Genomic DNA, 12,390 nt, shown 5'->3' with positions numbered 1-12,390 from the left:
GGAAGCTCAGACCTCCAGCCACTCCTTGCGGACGGCATCGTTGCCCTTGAGGTCGGCGGGGGTGCCTTCGAACACGATTCTGCCGTGGCCCATCACATAGACCCGGTGCGAGATCCGCATCGCGATCGACAGTTTCTGCTCGACCAGCAGGATGGCGACGCCGCGGCGGGCGATTTCGGCGATCAGGTCGCCGACCTGCTGGACGATGATCGGCGCCAGGCCTTCGGTCGGCTCGTCGATCATCACCAGTTCCGGATCGCCCATCAGCGTCCGGCAGATCGTCAGCATCTGCTTCTCGCCGCCGGACAGCACGCCGGCCGCGGTGTCGGCGCGCTCCTTCAGGTTCGAGAACATGTCGAGCATGTCGTCGGGTCGCCATTTGCCCGGATTGCGCGGGTTCTTGACGCCGAGCATCAGGTTCTGCCGCACTGTCAGGCTCGGGAAGATGTCGCGGTGCTCGGGCACGTAGCCGAGGCCGAGATGCGCGATCTTGTAGCTCGGCAGGCCGGCGATGTTCTTGCCCTTGAACAGGATGGTGCCGTGCGGCGGCACCTCGCCCATGATCGCCTTGACCGTGGTGGAGCGGCCGACGCCGTTGCGGCCGAGCAGGCTGACCACCTCGCCGGCGTCGATATGCATGTCGACGCCCTGCAGGATGTGGCTCTTGCCGTAGTAAGCGTGCAGATCCTTGACCTCGAGCATCATCAGGCCGCCTCCTCGCCGAGATAGGCTTCCTTGACCTTCGGGTTGCCGCGGATCTCCTCGGGCGTGCCGGAGGCGATCACCTGGCCGTAGACCAGCACCGAGATGCGGTCGGCGAGGCCGAACACCACGCTCATGTCGTGCTCGACGATCAGCAGCGTGCGACCCTCGGTCAGGCGGCGGATCAGCGACACCGCGCGCTCGGTCTCGGCATGGCTCATCCCGGCGGTGGGTTCGTCGAGCAGGATGACGTCGGCGCCGCCCGCGATGGTGATGCCGATCTCCAGCGCGCGCTGTTCGGCATAGGTCAGCAGGCCGGCGGGGATGTCGCGGCGCGACGTCAAATGGATGTCCTCGAGGATCTGCGCGGTGCGCTCGCGCACCTCGGGCAGGTTGTCGACGTTCTTCCAGAACGCGTAGCGCTGTCCCGTCGCCCACAGCACCGCGCAGCGCAGGTTCTCCCACACCGTCATGTTGGCGAACACGTTGGTGACCTGGAACGAGCGCGACAGCCCGCGGCGGTTGATCTGGAACGGGCGCAGGCCGGAGATTTCCTCGCCGCGCAGCAGGATGCTGCCCGAGGTCGGCCGCATATAGCCGCTGATCAGATTGAAGGTGGTGGATTTGCCGGCGCCGTTCGGGCCGATCAGTGCGTGGCGCTCGCCCTGGGCGATGCTCAGCGTGATGTTCTGGATCACCTTGGTGATGCCGAAGCTCTTCTCGACGCCGTGCAGTTCGATCGCATTGCTCATAGGGCGTGCACCTTGGCGCGGGCGGCGGTGAGGGTCTCGTCCCAGGTCTGGCCGACGCGGGCCCAGGCCATCCGGCACAGCACGAAGCCGACCACGATCAGCGCCGCGGAGATCGCCCAGGTCAGCGGGCTCGCCGCGTCGAACGGGATGCCGAACGCCTTGCGGTACGAATCCTCGTGCGGGTTGACGGTGTAGTGCACGATGGTCTCGATCATCAGCATCAGCCCGGTGACCAGCGCCAGCGTCGGCAGCGCGGCGATGAGATAGCTCGGCAACATCCGCGACAGCATGCCGGCGCGGATCAGCGGCCGGTGCATCATCAGGAGGCCGGTGATGCCGCCGGGCGCATACAGCACCACGGCGATGAAGAACAGGCCGAAATACAGCTGCCAGACCTGGGTGAGGTCGGAGAGGCCGAGCGACAGGATGGTGACGAAGATGGCGCCGACGATCGGGCCGATGAAGAAGCCGATGCCGCCGATATAGGCGGCGAACAGCACGGTGCCGGACTGCACTGCGCCGAGATAGGCGGAGTTGGCGATCTCGAAATTGATCGCGGCGAGCGCGCCGGCGATGCCGGCGAAGAAGCCCGCGAAGCAGAAGGCCAGATAGCGAACGACGTGCGGGTCGTAGCCGACGAACTGCACGCGTTCGGGATTGTCGCGCACCGCGTTGCACATCCGGCCGAGCGGCGTCCGGGTCAGCGCATACATCGCGATGATCGCAATCAGCGTCCACGCCGCGACCAGATAATAGATCTGGATCTGCGGGCCGAAGGAGAGCCCGAACACCTTGAACAGCTTGGTGCGGTTGGCCGAGATGCCGGCCTCGCCGCCGAAGAAGGTGCGCAGGATCAGCGCCGAGGAGGCGACCAGTTCGGCGAGGCCGAGCGAGATCATCGCGAAGGCGGTGCCGGAGCGCTGCGTCATCACCCAGCCGATCAGGGCGGCGAGGAACAGCCCTGCCATGCCGCCGATCAGCGGCACCAGCGGCAGCGGGATCGCCCATTTGTTGGCGCCGAGCATGTTGATGGCGTGGATCGCCAGGAAGCCGCCGAGGCCGTAATACACCGCGTGGCCGAACGACAGCATGCCGGTCTGGCCGAGCAGGATGTTGTAGGACAGCGCGAAGATGATCGAGATGCCGACCAGGCTGAAGGTGGTCAGCGAGCCGCCGGACGAAAAGATCTGCGGCAGCAGCAGCAATATCAGCGCCGTCGCCACCCAGGTTCCGTAGAATTTCAGGCGGTCGGACAGCGCCGGCCGTGGCGGCGCGACGCGGGAAGCGAGATCGGTCATGTTTCGCGGGTTCCCAACAGCCCCATCGGCCGGAAGATCAGGATCAGCACCAGCAGCAGATACGGCATGATCGGCGCGATCTGCGCGACCGACACGTTCCAGATGTCGCTGAGCCAGGATTGCGCCAGGTCGGGTCCGAGCGGCCCGAACACCGAGGCGAGCGAGCCGTTGATCGAGACCGCGAAGGTCTGCACCAGCCCGATCAGCAGCGACGCGATGAACGCGCCCGGCAGCGAGCCGAGGCCGCCGACCACGACGACGACGAACAGGATCGGGCCGAGCATCGCCGCCATGTTGGACTGCGTCACCAGCGACGGACCGGCGATGACGCCGGCGACGGCGGCGAGCGCGGTGCCGACGCCGAACACCAGCATGAAGATGCGTTCGACGTTGTGGCCGAGATGGCCGACCATGTGCGGATGGGTCAGCGCCGCCTGCACGATCAGGCCCACCCTCGTGCGCTTCAGCACCAGCAACAGGCCGATGAAGATCACGATCGAGACCCCCAGCATGAACATCTTGTAGGCGGGGTAGTTGGTCGAGAAGATCGTGAAGGCGGGGAAGTCGAGCAGTTCCGGCACGCGGTAGTCGACCGGGACCTTGCCCCAGATGATCGACACCACTTCCTCGATCGCGAATGCCAGGCCGAAGGTGAACAGCAGTTCCGCGACATGGCCGTTACGATGGACGCGGCGCAGGCCGAAGCGTTCGACCGCGGCGCCGATCGCGCCCGCCAGCAGCGGCGCGAAAATCAGCGCCGGCCAGAACCCGAACCAGCGGCTGATCTGGAAGCCGAAGAACGCGCCGAGCATGTAGAAGCTGGCATGGGCGAAGTTCAGCACGCCGAGCATGCTGAAGATGACGGTGAGCCCGCTCGCCATCAGAAAGAGCAGCATCCCGTACAGGACGCCGTTGAGGGTGGAAATGACGATCAGCTCGAGCACGTGTCTGCCTGCAACTGAGGGGAGGGCGTATCGATCACCTCTCCCCGCGGGCGGGGAGAGGTCGGATCAGCGCGAAGCGATGACCCGGGTGAGGGGGCGTCTCGCCGAGTCTGAGCCTCGCGGGGACGCCCCCTCACCCCGACCCTCTCCCCGCCTGCGGGGAGAGGGAGAAGCGCTTGACGCCGTTACGGCCGGTCCATCTTGCAGGTGGTCGGAACGATCGTCTGGTCGGTGTCGATCTTGGCGGCCAGCTTCCAGCCCCAGCCGGTGTTCTCTTCGTCGAACTGGCCCTGCGGGATGCTGCCGAACGAGGAGATGTAGATCGGCTGGAAGAACTGGTGGTCCTCGGCGCGCATGAACCCTTCGCCGCCGTTGAACACTTCGAACTTCAGGCCTTCGAGCGCCTGCGCCACCTTCACCGGATCCACCGACTTGGCCTTCTCGGCCGCGGCGGCGAACATCCGCATTTCATTGACGGCGCGCGGGTACCACAGGCTCAGGCCGACCTTGGCGCGGAACGCCTTTTCGTAATCCTGCGACGTCTTGTGCTCGACATTGGCGAAGCCCTCGGTGATCTGGAACACCTTGTGGTCGAGGCCGGTCTGCTTGATCGCGGTCGGGCCGCCGGCGCCGCCGGCGTAATAGGTGTACCAGTTGACCTGGAGGCCGGCGTCGGCGGCGGCCTTCAGCAGCAGCGCGATGTCCTGGCCCCAATTGCCGGTCACCACGGTGTCGGCGCCCGAAGCCTTGATCTTGGCGATGTAGGGCGCGAAGTCGGTGATCTTCAGCAGCGGATGCAGTTCGTCGCCGACGATCTGGACGTCGGGGCGCTTCTTGGACAGCATCGCCCGGGCGGTGGAGCGGACCGACTGGCCGAACGAATAGTCCTGGTTGATCAGGTAGACCTTCTTGATCGAAGGCTGGTCCTTCATGTAGTTCGTCAGCGCTTCCATCTTGATGTCGGAGTTCGCGTCCCAGCGGAAGTGCCAGAAGCTGCACTTCTCGTTGGTGAGCACGGGGTCGACCGCGGCGTAATTGAAGTACAGGACTTCCTTGCCGGGGTTGCGTTCGTTGAACTTGGTGATGAAGTCCGACAGCGCGCCGGCGACGGAGGAGCCGTTGCCCTGGGTGACGTAACGGACGCCGGAGTCGATCGCCTTCTGCGCCTGGATCAGGCTTTCCTGCGGATTGGTCTTGTTGTCGAGCGGAACGATCTCGACCTTCTTGCCGAGAATGCCGCCCTTGGCGTTGAGCTCGTCGGCCAGATACTGGAAGGTCTTGAGGCCGCCCTCGCCGACGCTGGCGCCGCCACCGGACAACGGGTCGATGTAACCGAGCTTGACTGTTTCCTGGGCACTCGCCGCGGCGCCGAGCATGGGCAGCGCGATTGCAACGGCTGCGAGAAGTCTTTTCATTCTGTTTCTCCCTTGATCCCCTGCGGGTCTTTTCTAGCTTGCAAGCGTGTTAGCGCAGATCGGTCAGGAGTTTCAACCCGCCGATTGCGCTTCTCCTGATTCATACTTATCGCCCGGCATCCTCGGCAGCCGTGGGTCGCATTGTCGTGTCCGGATGTCGGACGCGGCGTATCTCCACTGTCTTGCGCCGACAGGCTGAAAGGCGAAGGGATCGGCTGACTTTCTCGTATCGGATCGGGGCCGGGGCGGCCTTTATCATTCCGCCGCCTGGCGGGCGCCGCTGCTGTTCTTCGTCGTCGCCACGTTTCCGATCACGCCCCGCTCGCGCAGCTTTGCGATCTCGGCACCGCTCAATCCCAGCGCGTGCAGCACCTCGGTGTTGTGTTCGCCGAGCGTCGGCGCCAGCCGCTCGATCGGGTAGGGCCGTTCGGCGAAGCCTTCGCGATACGACACCGAGGGCAGCAGATGCGGCCCCATATACGGGCGGACCACCGGCTGCCAGTGCCCGGTCGCGAGCAGATGCGGATCGCCGACCAGATCCACCGGCAGCCGCGCGACGCCGGCGGCGATGCCGGCGTCCTGCAGCGTCACCATCGCCAGGTCCGGCCGGACGCCGGAGGTCCAGTGCCGGACGGCGACCTCGATCCGATCCTCGTCGGCGCGGCGGCCCTCGGCGGTGGCGAGCGCGGGATCGTGGGCGAGGTCGGGCCGGTGCATCACCCCGCACAGCGCGGCCCACTGCGCGTCGCTCTGCACCACCAGCGTCACCCACTGATCCTCGCCCGCGCAGGGAAAGCAGCCGCTCGGCACGAAGCGCGGATGCCGGTTGCCGATCCGCGGGCCGGTCGTGCCTGTCGCCGATTGCTCGATGATCGAGGCGGCGAGCATCGGCAGCATGCATTCGACCTGCGACAGGTCGATGTGCTGGCCTTCGCCGGTCCGCTTCTGATGGGTCAAAGCGAGCATCAGCGCAGCGGCGGCGTTGAGCCCGCCGACCGGATCGCCCAATGCGGCGTGCTGCATCGTCGGCGGGTCGCCGTCGCGGCCGGTCACCGACGGCAGGCCGGATGCCTGCTCGAGCGTCGAGCCATAGGCGCGGGCGGCGCTCCAGCGTCCGGTGATGCCGAACGCCGGCATCGTCACGATGACGAGCCGCGGATTGATCGCCTGCATCGCGGCGACGTCGAGGCCGAGCCGCGGCAGCACGTCGGCCGCGTAGTTGTCGATCACCGCGTCGGCGCCCGCGAGCAGCCGCTTCAGCGCTGCGCGGCCGTCCTCGGTGGTGAGATCCAGCGTGATGCCGCGCTTGTTGCGGTTCATCGTCTGGAACCAGTAGGTCTTCTCGTAGGTGCGTTCGGGATGATACGGCCCGCGCGGATCGGTGCCGCGGAACCAGTCCGGATACTGGCAGGACTCGACCTTGACGACATCGGCGCCGAGATCGCCGAGCTGGCGCACCGCCGACGGCCCGGCCCAGCCCATGGTGAGATCGACGATGCGGATGCCCGACAGCGGCAACGCCTCGTCCGGGCCCGCGGCGCGTTGGGCGACGCGCCGGCGCGGCGTCAGCTCGGCGTCGTCGTGCTCGCCGCAGAGCGGCGCGCGGCCGTTGGGCCTGCCGGGCGACCCCGTCAGCCGCTGCGGCAGCACCGGCGCCTCGAACGACGCCGTGCCGATCTCGACCTTCCCGAAGGCTCCGCGTTCGCGCATCACCGGCTGCGCCAGCAGTTGTGCCATGTCCGGCACCAGCGCCAGCGGCAGTCGCAATTCCATGCCGCGCTCGAACCATTCCGTCGCGGTCTTGCGCATCAGCACCGGCCCGATGATCGAATTCAACTCGTCGGCATGGGCGAAGCGATCGTTGGTCGCGGAATAGCGCGGGTCGGGGCCGAGTTCGGGCAGGCCGATCATCGCGCAGAAGCCGAGCCATTGCGCCGGCGTTACCACCGTGACGCCGAGCCAGCCGTCCCTGGTGGCGTAGTTGCCGACCGGAAAGCCGCGGCCGAACCGGTTCAAACCGATCCGCGGCCGCGTCGAGCCGGCTTCCAGCGCCAGCGCGATGTCGAACTCGGTGATCTGCAGCATCGCCTCGAAGGCGTTGACGGCGAACCGGCGCGCGCCCTGATCCGCGCGGGCGAACAGGCCGGCGAGCGTCGGGATGAAAGCGGTGAGGCCGGCGATCACCGCGATCTGGCCGTCGCGCGGCAGCACCGGCGGCCCCTCCGCCGGGCCGACCAGTTTCACCAGCCCGGCAAGGCTGCGGCAGACCGAATCGGTCGCGAGGTAATCGCGATACGGGCCGTGCTCGCCGAACCACGACAGCGCGGTGACGGCGAGGCCGGGCTGCGTTTCACGCAGACTGCGATGCGACAGCGCCGAGGCTTCGATCTCGACCGGATGGCGCGAGTCGATCAGCAGATCGGCGTCCGCAAGTAAGCGTTGGATCCGCGCGACGTCGTCCGGGCGGTCGAGATCCGCAATGATGCTGCGCTTGTTGGTGTTGAGCCACGCGAAGCTCGCGCTCTCGCGCCGTCCGCCGCACTCGACCAGCGGCGCGGTCTGCCGATCGGGATCGCCGCCGGGCGGCTCGACCTTGATGACCTCGGCGCCGAAATCAGCGAACAGCTTGCCGCAATAAGCCAGCGCGTCGCCGGATCCCAATTCCACGACGCGCAATTCCGACAATGGCAGCGCCCGCATGTCCACCCGACCTTGTTTTTGGTTGTCCGCATCTTGGCGGCGCGGGCGAAGCCGTCAAGTCACGATGATGCTGCAGTGCGCGGCGGCCGGCTGCCCAGCGACGCGATCATCGCGCTGATCAGCGGCTTCATGAAGAACGCGCCGTCCGGCGGCGTAATCGCGGGCATGAGTCCATAGTGCCGCAATTCGTCCGACACCACCGGGCCGACCGACGCGATCGGCGTCGCGTCGAGGCCCTCGCGCAGGCGATCCTCGCAGCCGCGCGCGGCCGCTACGTCGAACAGCCGGCGCAGCTGGTTGGAACTGGTCAGCGCGATCGCGTCGACGCGGCCCTGCGCCATCTCCTCGATCGCGGTGACGACATTCTCCTCCGCGGCGCGGGCGTCGTAGGCGTAGGGCAGCACGGTGTCGACCTCCGCGCCCTGCGCCGCGATGGCGCCGATCAGCGCGGCGTGATCCTTGTCGGGATAGAGCTGCAGGCCGACGCGATGGTCGCGCAGATCGTATTGCGCGAGCGTCGCGGCGATGCCCTCCGAGGTCGGCGTCTCGGTGGTGACATCGGCGTCGAGCCCGATCTCGCGCAGCGCGCGGCCGGGCTTGGGGCCGCGCGCGAACCGGCGCGTCTTGCCGATCGCGTCGACGAAGTCGCGCTCGCGGCCGAGGCTGCGCGCCAGCCTGGTGAGACGGCGCAGGCCTTCGCCGGTGGTCAGCACCAGATCGTCGAACGGCGTCCGGATCAGCCGGTCGATCCACGCCGCCACCGGGGCGGGCTCCGGCGCGTCGATGATCGCGACCATCGGACATTGCAGCACGTCGGCGCCCTGGTCGGCGAGCAGGCGGGAGAACTGCGCTTCCTCGCGCGTCTCCAGAATCAGGATGCGGGTGCCGTCGAGCCGTCCAGCCATGAAAATTCCGCCGATCGCCGTTTGTTTGATCATCTTGCGCCTTTGATCGGGATTGGCGCAAGCCTCGCGCCGATGCTAGAGCAGGGTCCCCGAACCGAGTTCCAGCGCCGCCGCTGCTATCAAGATCGCCCATGCCGCATCATCAATACGTGTTGACCCTGTCCTGCCCCGATCGCGTCGGCATCACCGCCGCGGTGACGACGTTCCTGTTCGAGCACGGCCAGAACGTGCTCGACGCGCAGCAATACAACGACATCGAGAGCGGCCACTTCTTCATGCGCGTGGTGTTCAACGCCGCCGACCGGGTGGTGCCGCTGGGGGAATTGCGCAACGGCTTCTCCGCCGTCGCGGTCAAATTCACGATGGGTTGGCACATGCGCGACCGCAGCACCCGACGGCGGGTGATGCTGCTGGTGTCGCAGTCCGATCACTGCCTCGCCGATATTCTGTATCGCTGGCGGATCGACGAGTTGCCGATGATCCCGACCGCGATCGTCTCCAACCATCCGCGCGAGACCTTCAGCGGCTTCGATTTCGGCGAGATCCCGTTCTACCACTTGCCGGTGACCAAGGAGACGCGGCGGCAGCAGGAGGCGGCGATCACCGCGCTGATCGCCCAGACCAAGACCGATCTGGTGGTGCTGGCGCGCTACATGCAGATCCTGTCGGATGAGATGGCGGGCCGCCTCGCCGGGCGCTGCATCAACATCCATCATTCGTTCCTGCCGGGCTTCAAGGGGGCGAGGCCCTATCACCAGGCGTTCGATCGCGGCGTCAAGCTGATCGGCGCCACCGCGCATTACGTCACCAGCACGCTCGACGAGGGGCCGATCATCGATCAGGACGTCGAGCGCATCAGCCACCGCGACACGCCGGCGGATCTGGTGCGCAAGGGCCGCGACATCGAGCGCCGGGTGCTTGCCCGCGCGATGCACTATCACCTCGACGATCGGGTGATCCTCAACGGCCGCAAGACCGTGGTGTTCGTGGATTGATGCGCGGCATCGGGCGAGAAGGTCTGGCCGTTATTACTTGGCCTCGAGATTAGTCGCACCACGTCACTTCGCCGGCAGCGCTGCCGCCAGATCGCGGGCGACCTTCTCGGGGAGGACCAGGCCCGACATCTTCCATCCGGTGCCATAGAAATGCAGCTTGATGGCGCTGTAGAGTTCCGGTTCGGAGCTCTCGCTGATCCTGATCGCGAATTCGACCGGCTGGATGAATCGAAACCGCTGCAGCAGTGACAGCACATTGCCGGTGTCGAGATCGGTGAGCTTCGGAACACCCTCGAACAAGGGCAGGCCGTCATCGGCGGGGAGTCCGCCGGTCTTCAGGATCTGCGTCAGACGGTCCGGCGTCAGCATCTTGGCGATCATCGCCTCGGCGAAACCTAATCCCACGCCGCGCACCAGGGTTCGTTCCATCGGGCGAACCTGACGGCTTTGCCCGATGCGGTCCAGATACGCGCCGACGATCTGGTCCGCCAGCGACTGGGTCAGCGACTTCACATCCGTGCGCGCGATCACCGCGGCGCCATCGCCGGATCGTGCGGCGGCGGCGAGGCCGGCCAGCGACCAGGCGGCCGATCCCAGATAGATCAGAACGGCGATCAGGATTGCGGCAAGACCGCCGAACAACCAGCGCATGTTTGATTTCTCCGGGCCCATCGATCGAACGGCGCGACGCGGCGATCGTTCCGGTTCAGCGCGGGGCTTCGCCGGCCGGCGCCGCCCCGCCGGTCTCGGCCGCCTTGGCGGCTTCGAGCTTCTGGCGCTCGGCCGCGGGCATGTTGCGCAGCCGCTCCTGCTCGCGCATGTAGGCGTCGTACTTGGCCGTGCCGGGGCGCGGCGGCGCGTTCGGCGGCAGGCCGCCGGCCCATTGCGGGACGTGGTCGGCGAGGCCGACGGTTAGTTGCTCATTGATGGTGCCGCAGCCCGCCAGACCGCAAAGAAGCACGCCGGCGGCGGCCGCGATCGTGAGACGCAACGAACTCGTTTGCATTGAAATCTCGAGGTCCCGGTTGATCGCCGCTCCGCACCTGGCGGTCCGGCTCGGTGGCGCGAAAGTCCGTCGATCGCGCCGAATGGTCTTTCTGCTATCCGATTGTGGCATACCTGATATTGCACCCATCATCCCGGCTTCCATGGCAATGATATGGCCAATCCGCCGATCAAAGCCGTGGATTCAGAGGTCGAAGGCTGCAGTCGCGCACTCTTCCGTAGCACGAGACCCTTGGCATTTGGTTGCCTTGGGATCGGCCGTGACCGGCGAGGTGCGAACGTCTCGCGATTAACATCCGGCATCACCGGATGGAAGCGCTCCAGCCTTGCAAGACACAGCGGCGCCATCTCGGCTAGGATGCGGACCGGAGCAAAAGCTTCGGACGCGAAGCACAGGGACAAGGGGAAACGCTCATGCTGATTGGCAGACGAACACTGCTGCAGGCCGCCTGCATCGCTCTCGCAACCACGGCTCCGATCGCTGCCGCGCAGGCCGCGGACACCTTCAAGGTCGGCCTGATCGTGCCGATGACCGGCGGCCAGGCCTCGACCGGCAAGCAGATCGACAACGCGATCAAGCTCTACATCAAAAAGCACGGCGATACCGTCGCCGGCAAGAAAATCGAAGTGATCCTAAAGGACGACGCCGCGATTCCCGACAACACCAAGCGGCTCGCGCAGGAATTGATCGTCAACGACAAGGTCAATGTGATCGCCGGCTTCGGCATCACCCCGGCCGCGCTCGCCGCGGCGCCGCTGGCGACGCAGGCCAAGGTGCCGCAGATCGTGATGGCGGCCGGCACCTCGATCATCACCGAGCGCTCGCCCTATATCGCCCGCACCTCGTTCACGCTGGCGCAATCCTCGACCATCATCGGCGACTGGGCGGCAAAGAACGGCATCAAGAAGGTCGCGACGTTGACCTCGGACTACGCGCCGGGCAATGACGCGCTGGCGGCGTTCAAGCAGCACTTCACCGCCGGCGGCGGCACGATCGTCGAAGAGATCAAGGTACCGCTCGCCAATCCGGACTTCGCGCCGTTCCTGCAGCGCATGAAGGACGCCAAGCCGGATGCGATGTTCGTGTTCGTGCCGGCCGGGCAGGGCGGCAACTTCATGCGGCAGTTCGCCGAGCGCGGGCTCGACAAGAGCGGCATCAAGGTGATCGGCCCCGGCGACGTGATGGACGACGACCTCCTGAACAGCATGGGCGACGCGGCGCTCGGCGTGGTCACCGCGCACATGTATTCGGCGGCGCATCCCTCGGCGCTGAACAAGGAATTCGTCGCGTCCTACAAGAAGGATTTCGGCCAGCGCCCGGGCTTCATGGCGGTCGGCGGCTATGACGGCATCCACCTGATTTACGAAGCGCTGAAGAAGACCGGCGGCAAGACCGACGGCGATTCGCTGATCGCGGCGATGAAGGGCATGAGCTGGGAAAGCCCGCGCGGCCCGATCTCGATCGATCCGGAGACCCGCGACATCGTCCAGGATATCTACATCCGCAAGGTTGAGAAGGTCGACGGCGAACTCTACAACATCGAATTCGCCAAATTCGACGCCGTCAAGGACCCCGGCAAGACGAAGAAGTAAGGCGGAGCCACGCGTGCTGAGGTCGATACTCCCCGCCACCCCATCCACGTCATGCCCGGGCTTGTCCCGGGCATCCACGAA

Annotated in this window: 11 protein-coding genes; 2 read left to right on the top strand and 9 right to left on the bottom strand. The window is 66.4% G+C overall.

From position 1 onward, the window contains the following. Positions 1–6: 6 nt before the first annotated feature. The 7 genes from ACTZWT_RS19530 to ACTZWT_RS19500 form a co-directional block, all read right to left on the bottom strand. Positions 7–702: an ABC transporter ATP-binding protein gene (locus ACTZWT_RS19530; RefSeq protein ID WP_444771522.1), complete on the bottom strand. Its 696-nt coding sequence runs from the start codon at positions 700–702 to the stop codon at positions 7–9. 2 nt (positions 703–704) lie between these two features. After that, on the bottom strand, positions 705–1,454 hold the full coding sequence (locus ACTZWT_RS19525) for an ABC transporter ATP-binding protein (RefSeq protein ID WP_444771344.1): 750 nt from the start codon (positions 1,452–1,454) through the stop codon (positions 705–707). After that, positions 1,451–2,752 carry a branched-chain amino acid ABC transporter permease gene (locus ACTZWT_RS19520; protein ID WP_444771343.1) on the bottom strand — a complete coding sequence of 434 codons (1,302 nt, stop codon included), beginning with the start codon at positions 2,750–2,752 and terminating at the stop codon, positions 1,451–1,453. The genes ACTZWT_RS19525 and ACTZWT_RS19520 overlap by 4 nt, the downstream gene beginning before the upstream one ends. Next, a complete protein-coding gene (locus tag ACTZWT_RS19515; protein ID WP_444771342.1) occupies positions 2,749–3,696 on the bottom strand; it encodes a branched-chain amino acid ABC transporter permease in 948 nt (315 codons plus the stop codon). The genes ACTZWT_RS19520 and ACTZWT_RS19515 overlap by 4 nt, the downstream gene beginning before the upstream one ends. Before the next feature lie 185 nt (positions 3,697–3,881). After that, positions 3,882–5,111 (bottom strand): branched-chain amino acid ABC transporter substrate-binding protein, encoded by a 1,230-nt coding sequence (locus tag ACTZWT_RS19510; protein WP_444771341.1) that lies wholly within the window; start codon positions 5,109–5,111, stop codon positions 3,882–3,884. Positions 5,112–5,366: 255 nt separating this feature from the next. Then, positions 5,367–7,811, bottom strand: coding sequence for a CaiB/BaiF CoA transferase family protein (locus ACTZWT_RS19505; protein WP_444771340.1), 2,445 nt, complete (start codon positions 7,809–7,811; stop codon positions 5,367–5,369). A gap of 59 nt (positions 7,812–7,870) precedes the next feature. Further along, positions 7,871–8,716, bottom strand: coding sequence for a uroporphyrinogen-III synthase (locus ACTZWT_RS19500; protein WP_444771339.1), 846 nt, complete (start codon positions 8,714–8,716; stop codon positions 7,871–7,873). Positions 8,717–8,847: 131 nt separating this feature from the next. On the opposite strand from ACTZWT_RS19500, the gene purU reads away from it, so the two are divergent. After that, the gene (gene purU, locus ACTZWT_RS19495) at positions 8,848–9,711 is read left to right on the top strand and encodes a formyltetrahydrofolate deformylase (protein ID WP_444771338.1); all 864 of its coding nucleotides are present in this window, start codon (positions 8,848–8,850) and stop codon (positions 9,709–9,711) included. A 63-nt stretch (positions 9,712–9,774) separates the two neighbouring features. On the opposite strand, the gene ACTZWT_RS19490 is transcribed toward purU, so the two are convergent. Continuing rightward, entirely contained in the window at positions 9,775–10,362 is a 588-nt protein-coding gene (locus ACTZWT_RS19490; RefSeq protein ID WP_444771337.1) for a DUF2939 domain-containing protein, read from the bottom strand. A 55-nt stretch (positions 10,363–10,417) separates the two neighbouring features. Then, complete coding sequence (locus tag ACTZWT_RS19485) at positions 10,418–10,717, bottom strand: hypothetical protein (RefSeq protein ID WP_444771336.1); 300 nt, start codon at positions 10,715–10,717, stop codon at positions 10,418–10,420. Between the two features lie 413 nt (positions 10,718–11,130). On the opposite strand from ACTZWT_RS19485, the gene ACTZWT_RS19480 reads away from it, so the two are divergent. Beyond that, complete coding sequence (locus ACTZWT_RS19480; protein ID WP_444771335.1) at positions 11,131–12,309, top strand: ABC transporter substrate-binding protein; 1,179 nt, start codon at positions 11,131–11,133, stop codon at positions 12,307–12,309. Positions 12,310–12,390 lie beyond the last annotated feature (81 nt).

This window comes from Rhodopseudomonas sp. NSM (assembly GCF_052445935.1).
Taxonomy (GTDB): Bacteria; Pseudomonadota; Alphaproteobacteria; order Rhizobiales; family Xanthobacteraceae; genus Rhodopseudomonas.
Note: the sequence above shows the minus strand (reverse complement) of the source record. Positions and strands in the feature narration are given on the sequence as shown.